At 47.5% G+C, this 18,645-nt stretch carries 16 protein-coding genes; 14 read left to right on the top strand and 2 right to left on the bottom strand.

Features of this window, described 5'->3' with window-relative positions; genetic code table 11:
* Nucleotides 1–8 precede the first annotated feature (8 nt).
* Complete coding sequence (locus tag DW819_RS07850; RefSeq protein ID WP_118732824.1) at nucleotides 9–755, bottom strand: 3D domain-containing protein; 747 nt, start codon at nucleotides 753–755, stop codon at nucleotides 9–11.
* Between the two features lie 320 nt (nucleotides 756–1,075).
* Here DW819_RS07850 and hrcA point away from each other — a divergent pair, with 320 nt between their 5' ends.
* The 14 genes from hrcA to DW819_RS07775 all read left to right on the top strand — a co-directional run bounded on the left by hrcA (nucleotide 1,076) and on the right by DW819_RS07775 (nucleotide 16,908).
* Nucleotides 1,076–2,110, top strand: a complete 1,035-nt coding sequence (hrcA, locus tag DW819_RS07845; protein WP_118732823.1) for a heat-inducible transcriptional repressor HrcA — start codon at nucleotides 1,076–1,078, stop codon at nucleotides 2,108–2,110.
* A gap of 39 nt (nucleotides 2,111–2,149) precedes the next feature.
* Nucleotides 2,150–2,755: a nucleotide exchange factor GrpE gene (gene grpE / locus DW819_RS07840; RefSeq protein ID WP_118732822.1), complete on the top strand. Its 606-nt coding sequence runs from the start codon at nucleotides 2,150–2,152 to the stop codon at nucleotides 2,753–2,755.
* 61 nt (nucleotides 2,756–2,816) lie between these two features.
* Nucleotides 2,817–4,697, top strand: a complete 1,881-nt coding sequence (gene dnaK / locus DW819_RS07835; RefSeq protein WP_118732821.1) for a molecular chaperone DnaK — start codon at nucleotides 2,817–2,819, stop codon at nucleotides 4,695–4,697.
* Nucleotides 4,698–4,977: 280 nt separating this feature from the next.
* Nucleotides 4,978–6,129, top strand: coding sequence for a molecular chaperone DnaJ (gene dnaJ / locus DW819_RS07830; RefSeq protein ID WP_118732820.1), 1,152 nt, complete (start codon nucleotides 4,978–4,980; stop codon nucleotides 6,127–6,129).
* A 76-nt stretch (nucleotides 6,130–6,205) separates the two neighbouring features.
* Nucleotides 6,206–6,679 (top strand): MarR family transcriptional regulator, encoded by a 474-nt coding sequence (locus tag DW819_RS07825; RefSeq protein ID WP_118732819.1) that lies wholly within the window; start codon nucleotides 6,206–6,208, stop codon nucleotides 6,677–6,679.
* A 121-nt stretch (nucleotides 6,680–6,800) separates the two neighbouring features.
* Nucleotides 6,801–7,979, top strand: a complete 1,179-nt coding sequence (locus DW819_RS07820) for a MalY/PatB family protein (RefSeq protein ID WP_118732818.1) — start codon at nucleotides 6,801–6,803, stop codon at nucleotides 7,977–7,979.
* Between the two features lie 33 nt (nucleotides 7,980–8,012).
* Nucleotides 8,013–9,476, top strand: coding sequence for an alanine/glycine:cation symporter family protein (locus DW819_RS07815; protein WP_118732817.1), 1,464 nt, complete (start codon nucleotides 8,013–8,015; stop codon nucleotides 9,474–9,476).
* A 741-nt stretch (nucleotides 9,477–10,217) separates the two neighbouring features.
* Nucleotides 10,218–11,555 (top strand): electron transport complex subunit RsxC, encoded by a 1,338-nt coding sequence (gene rsxC / locus DW819_RS07805; RefSeq protein WP_118732815.1) that lies wholly within the window; start codon nucleotides 10,218–10,220, stop codon nucleotides 11,553–11,555.
* 3 nt (nucleotides 11,556–11,558) lie between these two features.
* Nucleotides 11,559–12,506, top strand: a complete 948-nt coding sequence (locus DW819_RS07800; RefSeq protein WP_118732814.1) for an RnfABCDGE type electron transport complex subunit D — start codon at nucleotides 11,559–11,561, stop codon at nucleotides 12,504–12,506.
* The gene (locus DW819_RS07795) at nucleotides 12,503–13,114 is read left to right on the top strand and encodes an RnfABCDGE type electron transport complex subunit G (protein WP_118533967.1); all 612 of its coding nucleotides are present in this window, start codon (nucleotides 12,503–12,505) and stop codon (nucleotides 13,112–13,114) included. The genes DW819_RS07800 and DW819_RS07795 overlap by 4 nt, the downstream gene beginning before the upstream one ends.
* A gap of 13 nt (nucleotides 13,115–13,127) precedes the next feature.
* A complete protein-coding gene (locus DW819_RS07790; protein WP_118732813.1) occupies nucleotides 13,128–13,943 on the top strand; it encodes an electron transport complex subunit E in 816 nt (271 codons plus the stop codon).
* Between the two features lie 14 nt (nucleotides 13,944–13,957).
* Nucleotides 13,958–14,533 carry an electron transport complex subunit RsxA gene (gene rsxA / locus DW819_RS07785; RefSeq protein WP_118533969.1) on the top strand — a complete coding sequence of 192 codons (576 nt, stop codon included), beginning with the start codon at nucleotides 13,958–13,960 and terminating at the stop codon, nucleotides 14,531–14,533.
* Nucleotides 14,534–14,549: 16 nt separating this feature from the next.
* A complete protein-coding gene (locus DW819_RS07780) occupies nucleotides 14,550–15,335 on the top strand; it encodes an RnfABCDGE type electron transport complex subunit B (RefSeq protein WP_118533970.1) in 786 nt (261 codons plus the stop codon).
* Between the two features lie 199 nt (nucleotides 15,336–15,534).
* Nucleotides 15,535–16,908: an NCS2 family permease gene (locus DW819_RS07775; RefSeq protein ID WP_118732812.1), complete on the top strand. Its 1,374-nt coding sequence runs from the start codon at nucleotides 15,535–15,537 to the stop codon at nucleotides 16,906–16,908.
* A 406-nt stretch (nucleotides 16,909–17,314) separates the two neighbouring features.
* Here DW819_RS07775 and DW819_RS07765 read toward each other — a convergent pair whose 3' ends face one another.
* Complete coding sequence (locus tag DW819_RS07765; protein WP_118732810.1) at nucleotides 17,315–18,520, bottom strand: class I SAM-dependent rRNA methyltransferase; 1,206 nt, start codon at nucleotides 18,518–18,520, stop codon at nucleotides 17,315–17,317.
* Between the last annotated feature and the right edge of the window lie 125 nt (nucleotides 18,521–18,645).

Raw genomic sequence — 18,645 nt, 5'->3', positions numbered from 1 at the left:
TGGTTATTTTACCCCAGCACCAGGAACACTTCCTGAGTCTGCTTTCCATGCTGGCGGGTCTGTGCGTGAGTATCAAAGAAAATATCCACGTGGTTGCCCTTGACGCCGCCGCCGCGGTCCTCTGCGGTGTAGATGACACCGCCGATCATGACCTTGCTTCCGTAAGGAATGACGCGCGGGTCCACGGCAATGGTACGTCCGGAGGTTGCGATGGTGCCGGTGCTGGTGTGGCGGCCCCAGCCCTCGGAGCACTGTCTGCATGGACAGTAGCCGGTGGTGCGGAAGAAGCCGAGGGATTTTAAACCGGTATGTTCGTGGCTTTCCTCAGCAGAAGTGCTTTCAGCAGCAGTCTGGGCCGATTCTCCCTTTACATAGGTTTTCGGATTGGAAAGCGCTTTGCCGTCTACCGCGCCTTCTACAACATAAGTGCCGTCTGCCAGCGCGTCCCAGTTTATGCTGATGCGGAAACCGTGATTCCCATTGCCGATTCCGTTTTCTTTCAGATCAGAACGGTAGGTGACTGCGGTCTGGTGATAGCTTTTAACCTGCTCACCGGTTTCTTTATTGGTAATGGTTACGCTGACCGGAACGCCGGTGTTCGGCATGGAGGAATCCCACGCCCAGCCGACAATGGTATTGCCCTCGAATGCATCAAAGGAGCCATCCGGGGCTGCTGCCAGAGCAGTAAAGGCACCTCTGATCAGGAACATGGCTGAGATCAGTAAGGTGACAAACATTCTTTTGGTTTTTAACATAAAATCAGTCCTTTCTTTTCCAGAATCTGTTACAGGTTTGTGTGCCACAAAAACGAAATATTCAATTCACACAAATTAAATATATGTAACAAATTTGTAACATATGAACGATAAGTCCTTATTTTACACATTTTTTTTGATTTGTCAAGGAAAAAACGAAAAGCAGGTCTGTTTCTGCCCTGGAAAATACAAAAAGTCACAGAAAAAACACAGATTTTTCAGGCAAACCTCTTGACAAACTACATAGGGTAAAGTATATTAATCACAGAATGTTAGCACTCCTTGATGATGAGTGCTAACAAGAAGAAGGAGGCGGCAGAATGGAACTGGATGATCGTAAAGTTACTATATTAAAAGCTATCATCAAGACTTATCTGGAAACAGGTGAGCCGGTGGGTTCCAGAACCATTTCCAAATATACGGATTTAAAACTGAGTTCCGCAACCATCCGAAACGAAATGTCGGATCTGGAGGAGATGGGATATATCCAGCAGCCCCATACATCGGCGGGACGGATCCCATCCGATAAAGGCTACCGCTTCTATGTAGACCAGATTATGCAGGAAAAAGAACAGGAAGTCACGGAGGTCAAAAGCCTGATGATCAAAAGGGTTGACCGTGTGGAACTGGTCTTAAAGAAGCTGGCACAGCTTCTGGCTAACAACACCAACTATGCTGCCATGATCAGTGGTCCGCAGTATCACCAGAACAAGCTGAAATTCATCCAGCTGTCCCGGATGGAGGAAAACAAACTCCTGGTGGTCATCGTGGTAGAGGGAAACCTCATTAAGAATGCCATGGTGAATGTACCGGAGTCGGTGAGCCAGGAAGATATCCTGAACCTCAACATCCTTTTAAACAGCGCGCTTAACGGTCTCACCATTGAGCAGATCAATCTGGATGTTATCACAAAGCTCAAACAGCAGGCCGGCGTTCACAGTCAGATTGTGGATCTTGTATTAAATGAAGTAGCCGGAGCAATCCGGGCCGATGAGGAAGATCTTCAGATCTACACAAGCGGTGCTACCAATATTTTCAAATATCCGGAGCTGAGCGACGGTGAGAAAGCAAGCCAGCTAATCAGTACACTGGAACAGAAGGATAAGCTCCAGGAGCTCATTGCAGATGTAAATGAGTCGGAAGACAGCAATGGAATCCAGGTTTACATTGGAGACGAGACACCGCTTCAGACCATGAAGGACTGCAGCGTGGTCACTGCCAACTATGAGCTGGGAGAGGGTATCCGCGGTACCATTGGTATCATCGGACCAAAGCGGATGGATTACGAAAGAGTACTCAGTACGCTGAAGCATCTGATGAAGCAGCTGGATGCCACCTATAAAAATGAGAGTTAGTGTGTCAGAGATGACGCCGATAAAGAAAGGCGATAAACCATGAGTCAGAAAGAAAAAGAAGTAAAGCAGAGTGCCGCTGAGGTCGAGAACGAAAATCTTGAGACTGAGCACACTGAAGCAGATAATGGCGAAACCTCCGCAGGAACCGAAAACCAGGAGGCAGAAACCAGGGAAAACGAAGCAAAAGAAGCAAAGGACGCAAAGAAAGATCCCAAAGATGCTCAGATTGAGGAACTTCAGGATCGATTAAAACGCCAGATGGCCGAGTTTGATAATTTCCGCAAGCGTACGGAAAAAGAGAAGGCAGCCATGTACGAGATCGGAGCGAAGGATATCATCGAGAAGATCCTTCCGGTGTTAGATAACTTCGAGAGAGGCCTGGCAGCCGTGCCGGAGGATGAGAAGGGTTCTTCCTTTGCCGAAGGCATTGAAAAGATCTACAAGCAGTTCGTGAAAACTCTGGAAGATGCCGGAGTGGAATCGATCGAGGCAGTAGGCAAGCAGTTCGACCCGAACCTGCACAACGCAGTGATGCATGTGGAGGATGAGAAATACGGCGAGAATGAGATCGCCATGGAACTGCAGAAGGGTTACAAGTACCGCGGCAGCGTGGTACGCCACAGCATGGTTCAGGTTGCAAACTAAACCAGCTGCGAAACTTAGCGTATTATCAAAAATTGTTTGAATAGAGCAGGAGGAAAACATTATGAGTAAGATTATTGGTATTGATTTAGGAACCACAAACAGCTGTGTAGCAGTTATGGAGGGTGGTAAACCGGTAGTTATCCCGAACCAGGAAGGCTCCAGAACCACACCGTCTGTCGTAGCATTCACCAAGACCGGTGAGCGTCTGGTAGGTGAGCCGGCAAAGCGTCAGGCAGTTACCAACGCAGACAGAACCATTGCTTCCATTAAGAGACATATGGGTACAGACTATAAAGTAACCATCGACGGTAAAAGCTATACTCCGCAGGAAATCTCCGCTATGATCCTGCAGAAGTTAAAAGCAGATGCAGAGGCTTATCTGGGTGAGACCGTAAGCGAGGCTGTTATCACTGTTCCGGCATACTTCAACGATGCACAGCGTCAGGCAACTAAGGATGCCGGTAAGATCGCAGGTCTGGATGTAAAGCGTATCATCAACGAGCCGACCGCGGCAGCGCTGGCATACGGCCTGGACAACGAGAATGAGCAGAAGATTATGGTATACGACTTAGGCGGCGGTACCTTCGATGTATCCCTCATCGAGATTGGTGACGGCGTAATCGAGGTTCTTTCCACCAACGGTGATACTCACTTAGGCGGTGATGATTTCGATAACCGCATTACCCAGTGGCTGGTTGACGAGTTCAAGAAGGCTGAGGGCGTAGACCTGTCCGGCGATAAGATGGCAATGCAGAGACTGAAAGAGGCCGCAGAGAAGGCAAAGAAGGAGCTTTCTACCGCAACCACCACCAACATCAACCTGCCGTTCATCACTGCAACCGCTGAGGGCCCGAAGCATCTGGATATGAACCTGACCAGAGCAAAATTCGACGAGCTGACCCACGACCTCATCGAGAGAACAGCAGTTCCGGTACAGAACGCATTAAAAGACGGCGGCGTAACCACCGCTGAGCTTGGAAAGGTTCTGTTAGTCGGCGGTTCCACCCGTATGCTGGCAGCTCAGGAGAAAGTAAAACAGATGACCGGCAAGGAGCCGAATAAGTCCTTAAACCCGGATGAGTGCGTAGCCATCGGTGCTGCTATCCAGGGCGGTAAGCTTGCTGGCGATGCCGGCGCAGGTGATATCCTTCTTCTGGATGTAACTCCGCTGTCACTGTCCATTGAGACCATGGGAGGCATTGCTACCAGACTGATCGAGAGAAACACTACCATTCCGACCAAGAAGAGCCAGATCTTCTCTACCGCAGCTGATAACCAGGAGGCAGTAGATATCCACGTTGTACAGGGTGAGCGTGAGTTTGCACGTGACAACAAGACCCTTGGCCAGTTTCGCCTGGACGGTATCCTTCCGGCAAGAAGAGGTGTTCCGCAGATTGAGGTTACGTTTGATATCGATGCAAACGGTATCGTAAATGTATCCGCTAAGGATCTTGGCACCGGCAAAGAGCAGCATATCACCATTACCTCCGGCTCCAACATGTCTGAGGCTGATATCGATAAGGCAGTGAAAGAGGCTGCTGAGTTTGAAGCACAGGATAAGAAGAGAAAAGAGGCAATTGATGCCAGAAACGATGCAGATGCTATGGTATTCCAGACCGAGAAAGCATTAAGCGAGGTTGGCGATAAGATCGACGCAAACGACAAGGCTGCTGTAGAGGCTGACTTAAATGCCCTGAAGGAAGCTATCAACCGTGCTCCGATCGACAACATGACCGATGCCCAGGTTGAGGACATCAAGGCTGGCAAGGAGAAACTGATGAACAGCGCACAGGCATTGTTCAGCAAGGTTTACGAGGCAGCTCAGGGTGCCGCAAACGCACAGGGCGCAGCAGGTGCACAGGGTGCGGCAGGCGCAGCAGGCGGTAACGCAGGCGCTGGAAATAACGATGATGTCATCGACGGTGACTTCAAAGAGGTATAATCCATATAGTAAGGCATAACGGACCAACGGGGAGACCGCAAGGTCTCTCCGCCAATCCGGAGTATTGCCGGGAGAGGCTGGCGCTTTTTCCGAAAATCTCAGGAGCGTTTGCTCCGGGACTTTCGCAAGAGGCGACAGCCATTTCGGTGTCTGAAAGACATTATGGTTCATGAAAGTATGCCTGGAGACAGGGAAATTTTTGAACCCCAAAAGCTGATTGACAGTATAGAAAAAGAAGGGCGCGGATGCGTCTTAAGTGAAAGAGGAAGGAAAAAGCATCATGGCAGAGACTAAGAGAGATTATTACGAGGTCCTGGGAGTTCCGAAGAACGCCGATGAGGCTGCATTAAAGAAAGCATATCGTGTCCTTGCAAAAAAATATCATCCGGACGCTAACCCGGGCGATGCCGAGGCCGAGCGTAAGTTCAAGGAAGCATCGGAGGCATACAGCGTGTTAAGTGACCCGGAGAAGAGAAGAAAGTACGACCAGTTTGGTCATGCTGCATTCGAGGGCGGCGCAGGCGGCGGTGCCGGCGGCTTTGGCGGTTTCGATTTCAACGGAGCTGACATGGGAGACATCTTCGGAGATATCTTCGGAGATATCTTCGGTGGCGGAAGAAGCCGCGGCGGCAGCCAGTATAATGGCCCTATGCGTGGTGCCAATGTGAGAACCGCGATTCGCATTACCTTTGAGGAGGCTGTATTCGGCTGCGAAAAGGAAATTGAGATCAATTACAAAGAAGAGTGTGCGACCTGTCACGGTACCGGGGCAAAGCCAGGCACTTCACCGGAAACCTGTAAGAAGTGCGGCGGTAAGGGTAAGATCATCTACACCCAGCAGTCCTTCTTCGGTCAGGTGCAGAATGTCCAGACCTGTCCGGACTGCGGCGGCAAGGGCAAGGTGATCAAAGAAAAATGCTCTGACTGCTATGGAAGCGGTTATATTACCAGAAAGAAGAAATTTAAGGTTACCATTCCGGCTGGTATCGATAATGGCCAGAGTGTACGCTGCGCAGGCGGTGGTGAGCCTGGCGTGAACGGCGGCGAGAGAGGTGATCTCCTGGTTGAGGCAGTTGTATCCCAGCATCCGGTATTCAAGCGTCAGGATGTCAACATCTTCTCTACCGTACCGATCTCCTTCGCAACAGCAGCGCTGGGCGGTCCGATCCGCATCAAGACGGTAGACGGAGAGGTCGAGTACGAGGTCAAGGCAGGAACCCAGACCGATACGCGTGTCCGCTTAAAGGGCAAGGGTGTACCGTCCTTACGTAACCGCAATCTCCGCGGCGATCACTATGTGACTCTGGTTGTTCAGGTGCCGGAGCGTCTGACGGAGGCACAGAAGGAAGCGCTGAGGAATTTCGATGCGGTTATGCATGGAGAAGCGCCGACAGAAGGAAAACATAAGAAAAAGGGACTTTTTTCTAAATAGAGTTAACCCGTAGGCTGTAAATAGTCTACGGGTTTTCGATGCCATAAAAAGAATAAAGAAGGGATGAAAAAAGTCAATGGAGAAGGAACGGGCAAAACTATTAGATGAATTGTTGAACCAAATCGATCGGGCATATGATTTAATGGAAGAATATGATTCTATATCGAGAAAATATGGGGAAGTGATTTTATATCAGGTTGAAGCTCATTTGATAAAATATATCGGAGAGCATCCAGGAACGACGGTTTCAGATATAGCACAAGATTTGAACAAAACCAGCAGTGCAGCGAGTCAGATGGTGAAAAAACTGCAGACAAAAGGATTGATTGAACAAATAAAAAATGAAAAAAACAGGAGAAATACTTTTTTAAATTTGACGTCTGCTGGATGGAGCTTGTATGAGGCAAGAGAAAAATTTGAGCAACATTGCTATGAACGGACATTTGAATATTTAGCAGAGTTTTCAGAAAAAGAAATAGAAGTAGTATGCAGGATATTGGATAGGATGAACCAAACATTTAAATTAGATATAGAGGATAGCAAAATGTAAAACATGCACAAAAGTGCATGTTTTATTTTGTTTATTTAAGGTGTTTACATATGCAAGAAAAGATGATATTATCTTACCATAAGATTATTAAGTATCTAAATAATACAAAAGGAGAGGAAAAATGAAGTATAATTTTGATGAAATTATTGACAGAAGCAATACCTACAGCTTTAAAAGAGATTGTTTGCCTGAAGGAGCACCTAAAGACAGTCTTTCTTTTTGGGTTGCAGATATGGATTTTCCTTGTGCTGATCCTGTTATAGAAGCACTGCATCAAAGAATTGATAGAAAGATATACGGTTATACAGCATATGACAATCAAGATGTCTATGAGGCTGTATCAGGATGGTTTATGAGACAATATGGATGGAAAATAGAAAGAGAAGAACTATCATTTAGTCCTGGAGTTGTTCCTGCGCTTGCATTTCTGATTCGGGCTTTAACAGAGCCGGGAGATGGGATCATCATTCAGCGGCCAGTATATTACCCATTTACAATTAAAATTGAAAATGCAGGAAGAAGGGTTGTAAATAATCCGCTGATCCATGATGGAAATACGTATAGGATGGATTATATTGATCTTGAAGAGAAATTGAAAAATCCGCAAAATAAGGGAATTATTATTTGCAGTCCACATAATCCGGTAGGTCGCGTATGGACTGAAGATGAGTTGAGACAGTTAGTGGATCTTTGTAAGAAATACAATAAATGGATTATTTCTGATGAAATTCATTGTGATTTGACAAGAAAGGGCGTGAAGCATCATCCACTTTTAACTGTGGCACCAGATTATAAAGATCAGATTATTGCATGTACTGCACCAAGTAAAACATTTAACTTGGCAGGAATGCAGATATCTAATATTGTGATTCCGAATAAAGAATATAAAGCAAAATTTGATTTTCTGTTAGACGATTGCTTTGGTTTGATGGCTGCACCCCTGGGAATTTCTGCAATGATTGCTGCATATACACACGGGGAAGAATGGCTTGATCAGGTTCGAGAGTATATTGATGAAAATATTGCTTATGTACATGATTTCCTTCAGAAAAATATGCCTGAAGTTACGATGTCAGATACACAGGGAACGTATTTAATATGGTTGGATTTCAGAGCATATTGCAATGATGAGAAAAAGCTGGAGAAGCTTATGCACGAGAGTGCGAAGGTTGCCTTGGATGAAGGTTATATTTTTGGGGATGAGGGAAAGGGCTTTGAAAGAATTAATATGGCCAGTCCAAGAAGTATGATTGTAGAATGTATGGAACGGATTCATAAAGCATTGAAACCAGAAGTGTAATTTACTGAATACAGAGGAGAAAGGGAGATTGGTATGGAAGTGCTTACCAGCATTTTAAATTTTTTTGACACCGTTTTGTGGAGCAGCCCGTTAATTTATATTTCCATTTTTGTTGGACTTCTCTATACTGTTGGCTTAAAGGGATTTCAAGTTCGATACTTAAAACAAATGGTGAATAGCGTTTTTGAAAAGAGTGCAGATAGTGAATCCTCCACATCATTTGAAGCATTTGCTTTGACCGTTGCGGCAAGAGTTGGAACGGGAAACATCGTCGGAGTTGCAACTGCAATTGCAGCAGGTGGCCCTGGTGCAGTATTCTGGATGTGGGTTATGGCAATTCTGGGAGCGGCAACATCTTTTGCAGAAAATACGTTAGCTCAGGTGTATAAAGAAAAGGTTGACGGAATGTATCGGGGTGGTACTTCATTTTTTGTAAAAAAGGGACTTGGCCTGGGATGGTTTGGAACCGTATTTGCATTTTGCAGCCTTTTGAATTGTGGCATTTTGCATACAACACAGCCGAACTCCATTGCTGATGCAATGTATAATGCTTTTGGTGTTCCACACTGGATTGTGGGAGTTATCATGGTAATTATAGCCGCAATTATCATTTCAGGTGGCTTAAAAAGTATTATTCGATTTACATCAAAAATTGTACCGATCATGTGCCTTCTGTACCTGGGAGTTACTTTAATTGTACTTGGCGTTAATATCACTAAAATTCCGGCAGTATTTGCGCTTATTTTTAAAAGTGCATTTGGTAAAGATGCAATTTTTGGTGGTATGGTGGGATCAGCAATTGCATATGGTATCAAGAGAGGTGTCTATTCAAGTGAAGCAGGTATGGGAACTACACCTCAAGCAGCAGCAATTGCGGGAGTATCTCACCCGGCAAAGGTTGGTTTGACACAGGCTTTATCCGTATATGTTGATACATTACTGGTTTGTACCGCAACAGCCTTAATGATTTTACTTGCCGGTACATATAATGTAACAGATGCGGCGGGGAGTGTATTGTATGAAGGTATTAGCGGAGTCAATGCTGGTGTTGGTTTTACACAGGGAGCACTGGATTCTGTAATTCATGGTTTCGGTTATCCAATGATAGCGGTTATGCTGGCCTTATTTTCATTTACGACATTAGTAGGCTGCTTTAATATTTCTGAATCTGATTTGATTTATATGTTCAAGGGATATTCAAAAAGTAAGACTGCACAGATTTTGTTCAAAATATGGTTTTTGATTCCAATCTTTATTGGATGTATTTCAAGTACAGAATTTGCATGGTTGTGTGCGGATATTGGAACTGGAGCATCTTGTTGGGTTACGTTAATTGCAGTAATTTTTATGTTCCCAATTGTGAGAAAAGTTTGGAACGATTATGAAAAACAATTTAAGGATGGAAAGGATCCTATTTTCCGACCAGACAACTGCGGCATAAAAAATGCTGATCTCTGGAATGAAATAGCAAATGAATATGAAAAGAAAGTGAAATAAGAAGACTACCGCATACCAATTTGGTATGCGGTAGTTCTTTTTTTAAGGTTTTTTGAAAATGGCCATGTCCGGAAAAGAAAACGCAGCGGGTGTGATAGAGTGTAATGCATCAAAGGATTTCGTAAATAGTTTGATTTGTGATTGGTTTTGCGTTGTTTGCTTTTACGGAACAGGAATCTTTTCATCCGTTCATATGGATAATGCAGAGAACGAAGGTTTTATTGCAGAAAAGAAAAAATTACGGGATGAAAAGAATCAGTAAAGGCAGGCAGACAGAAGTATGGCATAGGAGGAAGACTGTAGGCCGGATAGGTTCATACTTATAAGTGTTGCAGATAATACTTATAAGTAAAAACTATAAATGTTGATAAGCGAAAAAAAGTACATATTCCTCGACTAAAAATTAACAAAACAAAATTCTGAAAAATACGAACAAATTCCAGTGAAATTCCGGCAGAAACCAGATTCCAAACTATCCGGGAAATGTGTCGAATACAACATGTTTTTTTACAAAAACAAGAGGCGGTTTCCTTCTGCTAACATTGTTTACGGATTAACAAAAATTCTGGTCAAAAACTGTGAATCTGCTCTGTTTTTCAGGAAAAGCCGATAGTTACATTGTATACAATATGTAATTTTTGATTGTCTGGAATCGCGAATTATGCTATACTGACCGTGATGGCAAAACGAGAGATTTTGTCGATAGCAAGTTGAAAATGTATAGAAAGAGGGTAAAGGAAAATGGGATTGGCTACATTTAAAGGCGGCGTTCACCCTTACGAGGGCAAAGAACTGTCCGAGAACAAGCCGGTACAGGTCCTGATGCCGAAGGGAGATCTGGTGTTCCCGATGTCACAGGGAATCGGCGCACCGGCGAACCCGCTGGTAAAGAAGGGCGACAGAGTCCTGGCTGGTCAGATCATCGGTGAAGCAGGCGGATTTATTTCTGCAAACGTAATCTGCTCCGTATCCGGTACTGTCAAAGCAGTAGAGCCGAGACGTGTTGCCAGCGGCGGCATGGTAAATTCCGTTGTAGTTGAAAACGATGGACAGTATGAAGCAGTAGAAGGCATGGGTGCAGACCGTGACCCGGCTACTCTGTCCAAACAGGAGATCCGCGATATCGTAAAAGCAGCTGGTATCGTAGGTATGGGCGGCGCTGGTTTCCCGACCAACGTAAAGCTCTCTCCGAAGAACGAAGATGCAATTGAATACATTCTGATTAATGGTGCAGAGTGTGAGCCGTATCTGACATCTGACTATCGCTGCATGATGGAAGATCCGGAAAAGATCATCGGCGGTCTGAAGGTTGTTCTGCAGCTCTTTGACAAGGCTAAGGGTGTGATCGGTATCGAGAACAACAAGCCGGAAGCAATCAAAAAGCTGAAAGAGTTAGTAAAAGATGAGCCGCGTATCGAGGTATGTGAGCTGCTTACCAAGTATCCGCAGGGTGGTGAGCGTTCCTTAATCTACGCTGTTACCGGCAGATCTGTAAATTCCTCCATGCTTCCAGCAGACGCAGGCTGCATCGTGGACAACATTGGTACTGTGATCGCTATTTATGATGCAGTATGCAAGACCACTCCTCTGATCGAGCGTGTATTCACCGTAACCGGTGACGCGATCGCAGATCCGAGAAACTTCCGTATTAAGATCGGAACCAACACCCAGGAACTGATCGAGGCAGCAGGCGGCTTCAAGTCCGAGCCGGAGAAGGTTATTTCCGGTGGTCCTATGATGGGCTTTGCTATGTTCGATTTAGACGTTCCGGTCATCAAGACCAACGGTTCCGTCCTGTGCATGACCAAAGACCAGGTGGCAACAAGCGTGGAGACTCCGTGTATCCGCTGCGGTAAGTGCGTAAGCGCATGCCCGAGCCACATTGTTCCGGTTATGATGATGAAAGCAGCATTAAAGGGCGACTGCGATACCTTTGAGAAACTCAATGGTATGGAGTGTATGGAGTGCGGAAGCTGTACCTTCGTATGTCCGGCTAAACGTCCTCTGACCCAGGCTTTCAAGGAAATGAGAAAAACGGTTGCAGCAAACCGCAGAAAAAAAGCACAGGGGGGAAAGTAAACCATGGCTAAATTATTTAACGTATCCTCATCCCCGCATGTGCGGAGCGAGGAAACAACCCGCAGCATCATGATGGACGTGGCAATTGCCATGCTGCCGGCCACCGCTTTCGGTGTCTTCCAGTTCGGCCTGCATGCCCTGCTCGTTATCATTGCTACCGTATTTGCCTGTGTAGTCAGCGAGTACGTATTTGAGAAAGTAACCAAGAGAACCGTAACCATCAGTGATTTCAGTGCCGTTGTAACCGGTATGATCCTGGCATTAAACTGTCCGTCTGAGATTCCGTTATGGATCCCGATGCTGGGCGGTGTGTTCGCGATCGTGATCGTAAAACAGATCTACGGCGGCCTTGGCCAGAACTTCATGAACCCGGCACTGGCAGCAAGATGCTTCCTGCTGATCTCCTTCGCAGGCAAGATGTCTTCCTTCACTCTGGATGGCGTAACCACCGCTACTCCTCTGAACGTGATGAAGACTGCATGGAAGGCCGGCGAGTCCAATCTGGGCGTAGACCTTATGGCTATGTTCATCGGTAAGATCCCTGGAACCATCGGTGAGGTTTCTGTAGTAGCCCTGTTAATCGGCGCTGCTTACCTGGTATTTAAGAAAGTCATTTCCCTGCGCATTCCGTTAACCTACATCGTAACGGTCGCAGTATTCGTATTCATCTTCGGCAGACAGGATCTGAACTTTGTTCTGGCTCATATCTGCGGCGGCGGACTGATCTTCGGTGCATTCTTCATGGCAACCGACTATGTAACCAGCCCGATCACCCCGAAGGGACAGATCGTATTTGGTATTCTGCTTGGCGTGCTGACCGGAACATTCCGTCTGTTCGGTGGTTCCGCAGAGGGTGTTTCCTACGCAATCATCATCAGCAACCTGATGGTTCCGCTGATTGAGCGCTATACCCTTCCGGTGGCATTTGGAAAGGAGGGCAAAAAGGCATGAGTAAAGGTGGATTTATGAAGGATGCCGTAATCCTGTGTGCCATTACCCTTGTGGCAGGTGCATGTCTGGGCGGCGTTTATGAAATGACGAAGGATCCGATCGCTGCAGCAAACCAGGCAGCGAAAGAAGCTGCTTACCGTACCGTATTCCCAGATGCGGCTGGTTTTGAGGCTGCAGACCTTGCAGACAAGCTTCCTGCAGCAAATGAGACTATCGCAACCCTCGGATATGGCAATGTGTCTGTGGATGAGGCTGTTGAGGCAACCGATGCTTCCGGTTCTGTTGCAGGATACGTAGTTACCGCTACTTCCAATGACGGTTACGGCGGTGCTGTTACCGTTTCTGTAGGTATCCAGTCTGACGGTACTGTAAATGGTATCGAATTCCTGACCCTGGCTGAGACTGCTGGTCTTGGTATGAATGCTCAGAAGCCTGAGTGGAAAGGTCAGTTTGCAGGCAAGAAGGCAGATGTGTTCTCCGTTACCAAAGACGGTGCATCTTCCGATGATCAGATCAACGCAATCAGTGGTGCGACCATCACTTCAAAAGCAGTCACTGGTGCGGTGAATGCGGCAGTTTATTTTGTAGATAACTGCCTGGCACAGTAGGAGGTAGGAAGTCATGAATAAATGTATCGAACGTTTATACAACGGTATTATTAAAGAAAACCCGACCTTCGTCCTGATGCTTGGTATGTGTCCGACCCTGGCAGTAACCACCACCGCGATCAATGGTATCGGTATGGGACTGTCCACCACGGCGGTTCTGGTTTTCTCTAACCTTATTATTTCCGCACTGCGGAAGATTATTCCGGATCGTGTACGTATTCCGGCATACATCGTAATCGTAGCATCCCTGGTTACCATCGTTCAGCTGCTTTTACAGGCATATGTACCGAGCCTGTACAGCGCACTGGGTATCTACATCCCGCTGATCGTTGTTAACTGTATCATCCTGGGCCGTGCAGAGGCATATGCAGCAAAGAACGGCCCGATCGAGTCCGCATTCGATGGTATCGGTATGGGCCTTGGTTTCACCGTAGGTTTAACCTGCATCGCAATCGTGCGTGAGCTCATTGGCGGTGGTTCCTTCTTCGGCATGGAGATCATTCCGGAGGACTTCCACGTAACCATCATCGGCCTGGCACCGGGTGCATTCTTTGTACTGGCTTGCCTGACCGCACTGCAGAACAAATTCAAAGCTCCGAGTGCAACCAACGGTTCCGTACCGCAGTCCACACTGGCATGCGGCGGCAACTGCGCAGCATGCAGCGGTTCTGCATGTTCCTCTAACCACTCTGTCCTGGAAGAGAAAAAGGCAGAAGAGCTGAAGAAGGCAGAAGAGGCCAAGAAGGCGGCAGCTGCAGCAGCTCTGGCTAAGAAGCAGGCAGCAGAGGCAGCTAAGGCAGCAGCCGAGGCTGAAAAGAAAGACGAATAGGAGGGACAGGTTAGATGAAAGAGTTAATTTTAATTATTGTCGGATCTGCTCTGGTTAACAACATCATCCTGAGCCAGTTCCAGGGCCTGTGTCCGTTCCTTGGTGTTTCCAAGAAGGTTGACACCTCCATTGGTATGGGTGCAGCCGTTATCTTCGTAATTACGCTGGCAAGTATTGCTACGAACCTTGTATACGCTCTGGTGCTGGTTCCGCTGCACCTGGAGTATTTACAGACGATTGCCTTCATTCTGGTAATTGCAGCACTGGTACAGTTCGTTGAGATGTTCTTAAAGAAGAGCATGCCGAGCCTGTATTCTGCGCTGGGTGTATTCCTTCCGCTGATTACGACCAACTGTGCAGTTCTGGGTTCTGCCCTGACCAACGTACAGAAGGGTTATAACTTCATTTTCAGTGTAGCAAACGGACTTGGTACTGCGGTTGGTTTTACCGTCGCAATCGTACTGCTGGCAAGCATTCGTGAGAGTATTGAAGACAATGATATCCCATATAATTTCCAGGGTTCTCCGATCGTACTGATTACCTCTGGTCTGATGGCGATTGCCTTCATGGGCTTCTCCGGACTGATTTAATGGGAGGTAACAGAATATGACAGGTTTGCTTTTAGCGGCAGTTGTCATCGGCGCCATCGGTATCATTATCGGTGTGCTGCTGGGAATTGCCAGTGAGAAGTTTAAGGTTGAGGTTGACGAAAAAGAAATTCTGGTGCGTGCAGAACTTCCGGGCAACAACTGTGGCGGTTGTGGCTTCCCGGGATGTGACGGTTTGGCTGCAGCAATCGCTGCAGGCACCGCTCCGGTTAACGGATGTCCGGTCGGCGGCGCTCCGGTAGCAGACAAGATCGCTGCGATCATGGGTGTTGAGAGCGGCAGCTCCGAAAAGAAGGTAGCTTTCGTAAAATGTAAAGGTACCTGCGACAAGACAAACGTAAAGTACAATTACTATGGAATTACCGATTGTTCCATGGTAACCGTAGCACCGGGTTCCGGCGAGAAGGCTTGTGCTTACGGCTGTATGGGCTATGGCTCCTGCGTGAAGGCATGTCAGTTTGACGCAATCCATGTAGTAGACGGTGTTGCAGTCGTTGACAAAGAGAAGTGCGTAGCCTGCGGCAAGTGCGTAGCTACCTGCCCGAAGGGCTTGATCGAGCTTGTTCCTTACAAGGCAGAGCATCTTGTACAGTGCTCTTCCCACGACAAGGGACCGGCTGTCAAGAAAGTCTGCACCGCTGGCTGTATCGGATGTACCCTGTGCACCAAGCAGTGTGAGTTCGATGCTATTCATATGGAGAATAATGTGGCAGTCATCGATTACGAGAAGTGCACCAACTGCGGCAAGTGCGCAGCAAAGTGCCCGGCAAAGGTAATCCAGTAAGCTGCGGCGAATAGGTAACATGAATTCATGGAAGCTGTTTTCATTGCATAGTATGCAGTGAAAACAGCTTCTTTTTATTAGAAAAAGTTTGATGGCTTATCAGAATTTTGCGAAAATGAATAGCAAATAATAAGAATAAGTGATAGAATATAATTATCGTTTTAAAGTTGCAAAACTTTTTATTAAAAGGAGGGATTTTATGAATTTGGAGAAGCTATTTCATCTCAAGGAGAACCACACAGATGTCAGGACGGAAGTAATGGCCGGTATAACCACATTTATGACCATGGCCTATATCCTGGCCGTTAACCCGAGCATCCTAAGCGCGTCCGGCATGGACAGTGGCGCGGTGTTCACGGCAACCGCCCTTGCGTCTGCGATCGCAACTCTGCTTATGGCAGCACTTTCCAACTATCCGTTCGTACTGGCACCCGGCATGGGACTGAATGCCTATTTTGCCTATACGGTTGTTCTTTCCATGGGATACACCTGGGAGATGGCACTGGCAGCCGTATTTGTGGAAGGTATCATCTTCCTGGCTCTGTCCCTGACCAACGTGCGTGAGCAGATCTTCAACTCTATTCCGATGAACTTAAAGTATGCGGTATCCGCAGGTATCGGCCTGTTTATCGCGTTCATTGGTCTGCAGAATGCCCACATTGTAGTGGACAGCGCGACTCTGGTTGGAATGTACTCCTTCAAGGCATCCGTTGCAAACGGTATGTTCTCCAGCGAAGGCATCACCGTGCTGCTGGCACTCATCGGTGTTCTGATCACCGGCGTACTTTTAGTAAAAGGCGTAAAGGGCAACATTCTCTGGGGCATCCTGATCACCTGGGCACTTGGTATTGTATGCCAGCTGACCGGACTGTACCAGATCAATCCTGAGGCCGGATTCTACAGCCTGCTTCCGGATTTCTCCAACGGAATTTCCATTCCGAGCCTGGCACCGACCTTCATGAAGATGGACTTCAGCCGTGTGGCTTCCCTGGATTTCCTGGTAGTCATGTTCGCGTTCCTGTTCGTAGATATGTTTGATACCCTGGGAACCCTCATCGGCGTGGCATCCAAGGCCAACATGCTGGATGCGCAGGGGCATCTGCCGCGTATCCGCGGTGCGCTGCTTTCCGACTCTGTTGGTACCGCAGTCGGCGCTGTTCTTGGTACTTCCACCACTACTACTTTCGTTGAGAGTGCGTCTGGCGTGGCAGAGGGCGGAAGAACCGGTTTAACCGCAGTGGTAGCAGCAATTCTGTTCGCTCTGTCCCTGTTCCTGTCCCCAATCTTCCTGGCTATCCCGTCCTTTGCAACGGCACCGGCCCTGATCGTGGTAGGATTTTTGATGCTGACCTCTATCCTTAAGGTAAACTTCGAGGATTATACCGAGGCAATCCCGGCTTATGTGGCAGTGATCGCAATGCCGTTTATGTACAGCATCTCTGAGGGAATCGCAATGGGAATCATCTCCTATGTCGTGATTAACCTGGTAACCGAAAAGGCAAAGGAGAAGAATATCACGCCGCTGATGTATGTGCTGGCGGTGCTGTTTGTACTCAAGTATATTCTGCTGTAAAAATTTGAGTTACAAAGCTAAATAAAGGTCCGGAAGTGAAAGAGACCGCCTTCCTCTATTTTCACATATCGTTGTTTGCTTGCTCTCTCTAACACGCGTTCGCCTGTGTCGGATTAACATCCGCCACATTCGGACGTGTGTGCTCAAGATGCAAACACCTGATATGCTGAAAATCACGGAAAGCGGTCTCATTCACTTCCTGCTGTATTGGCTCTGCTACGAAAATAAGAATGGCTGCGTTATTTATTATCCTGGCATAGTCAGTACAGCAGAAGTTCCGGGCACACCATACAGAATAAGCGGCACATTGGAATTTTCCTGCATTGCATATCAAGAACGTGCCAGTGCCGCGTTTCTTGTATGGTGTGCCCGGAACTTCGAACTTTACGGATGATGATTTATATTGTTATTTCTCATCCACGACCTGGAAAATGTAGAATTTTAAATAATACGATGCCTGCTCGCCGCCGGTCCAGAGAATCGGATGATCGGCTGCCTGGGTGCGGTATTCTACCTGGCGGAGGCGTTTGTGTACGTTTGCAGCGGCCTCGCGGATGGTCTTGGTGAATAGCTCCGGGTCCATGAAGTGGGAGCAGGAGCAGGTGGCGAGATAGCCGCCGTCCTTTACCAGCTTCATGCCGCGCAGGTTGATCTCGCGGTAGCCCTTGACAGCGTTTTTGATAGAACTGCGGGATTTGGTGAAGGCCGGCGGATCCAGAATAACCACATCAAACTTTTCGCCCTTCTGTTCCAGCTCCGGAAGCAGATCAAAGACATCTGCGCACTGGAAGGTGACACGGTCAGACAGGCCGTTTAATTCAGCGTTCTCGCGGGCCTGAGCCACGCCCAGCTCGGACGCGTCCACACCAAGAACGGAAGCAGCTCCGGAAATTCCGGCATTCAGCGCGAAGGAGCCGGTGTGGGTGAAGCAGTCCAGAACCTTCTTACCCTTGCAGAGTCTCTGAATAGCAAGGCGGTTATACTTCTGGTCCAGGAAGAAGCCGGTCTTCTGGCCATCCTGCACATCTACCATATAGCGGACACCATTTTCAACGATTTCAACCTTGGTATCAAACGGTTCGCCGATGAAGCCTTTCACGCGCTCCATGCCCTCCTGCAGGCGGACCTTGGCGTCACTGCGCTCGTAAACGCCGCGGATGGAAATGCCATCCTCAGCCAGGACTTTCTTCAGCTTGTCCAGAATGACCGGCTTGAAACGGTCAATGCCTAGAGCCAGGGATTCGACTACCAGAACATCGGAAAACTTGTCGATGACGATACCCGGCAGGAAATCTGCCTCGCCGAAGATCAGGCGGCAGCTGGAAGTGTCTACGGTTGTTTTGCGGTACTCCCAGGCGTCACGGACACGCATCTCAATGAAAGTGTCATCGACCACGGTATCTTTTTTGCGGGTCATCATACGGACGGTGATTTTGGAGCGGGTGTTAATAAAGCCCTGGCCCATCGGATAGCCGTCAAAGTCAGAAACGAAAACCATATCACCGTTTTCGAACTCTCCCTCAATTTTGTCAATCTCGTTATCATAGATCCAGGCACCGCCGGCCTTCAAGGTGCGGCCTTCGCCTTTTTTTAAAATTACATTTGCGGACATGTATGTACTCCTTATTGTGAATAGGTTATTGCTTCGTGCATTTTTATTTCCCAAATATTGTAACATAAGCCGCGGAGGCTTACAACCGGGAAAAGAAAAAGCAGGATGTCAATGCGATTTGGTAT

This window comes from Clostridium sp. AM33-3 (assembly GCF_003480315.1).
GTDB lineage: Bacteria > Bacillota > Clostridia > Lachnospirales > Lachnospiraceae > Brotaphodocola.
Note: the sequence above shows the minus strand (reverse complement) of the source record. Positions and strands in the feature narration are given on the sequence as shown.

Bases quoted from the DNA above. Each gene is read 5' to 3' on its own strand.
- DW819_RS07820 (WP_118732818.1), top strand. From the start codon at position 6,801: ATGAAGTATAATTTTGATGAAATTATTGACAGAAGCAATACCTACAGC.
- DW819_RS07795 (WP_118533967.1), top strand. From the start codon at position 12,503: ATGAGTAAAGGTGGATTTATGAAGGATGCCGTAATCCTGTGTGCCATT.
- DW819_RS07850 (WP_118732824.1), bottom strand. From the start codon at position 755: ATGTTAAAAACCAAAAGAATGTTTGTCACCTTACTGATCTCAGCCATG.
- DW819_RS07800 (WP_118732814.1), top strand. From the start codon at position 11,559: ATGGCTAAATTATTTAACGTATCCTCATCCCCGCATGTGCGGAGCGAG.
- DW819_RS07780 (WP_118533970.1), top strand. From the start codon at position 14,550: ATGACAGGTTTGCTTTTAGCGGCAGTTGTCATCGGCGCCATCGGTATC.
- hrcA (WP_118732823.1), top strand. From the start codon at position 1,076: ATGGAACTGGATGATCGTAAAGTTACTATATTAAAAGCTATCATCAAG.
- DW819_RS07815 (WP_118732817.1), top strand. From the start codon at position 8,013: ATGGAAGTGCTTACCAGCATTTTAAATTTTTTTGACACCGTTTTGTGG.
- grpE (WP_118732822.1), top strand. From the start codon at position 2,150: ATGAGTCAGAAAGAAAAAGAAGTAAAGCAGAGTGCCGCTGAGGTCGAG.
- rsxC (WP_118732815.1), top strand. From the start codon at position 10,218: ATGGGATTGGCTACATTTAAAGGCGGCGTTCACCCTTACGAGGGCAAA.
- dnaJ (WP_118732820.1), top strand. From the start codon at position 4,978: ATGGCAGAGACTAAGAGAGATTATTACGAGGTCCTGGGAGTTCCGAAG.
- DW819_RS07775 (WP_118732812.1), top strand. From the start codon at position 15,535: ATGAATTTGGAGAAGCTATTTCATCTCAAGGAGAACCACACAGATGTC.
- DW819_RS07825 (WP_118732819.1), top strand. From the start codon at position 6,206: ATGGAGAAGGAACGGGCAAAACTATTAGATGAATTGTTGAACCAAATC.
- DW819_RS07790 (WP_118732813.1), top strand. From the start codon at position 13,128: ATGAATAAATGTATCGAACGTTTATACAACGGTATTATTAAAGAAAAC.
- DW819_RS07765 (WP_118732810.1), bottom strand. From the start codon at position 18,520: ATGTCCGCAAATGTAATTTTAAAAAAAGGCGAAGGCCGCACCTTGAAG.
- rsxA (WP_118533969.1), top strand. From the start codon at position 13,958: ATGAAAGAGTTAATTTTAATTATTGTCGGATCTGCTCTGGTTAACAAC.
- dnaK (WP_118732821.1), top strand. From the start codon at position 2,817: ATGAGTAAGATTATTGGTATTGATTTAGGAACCACAAACAGCTGTGTA.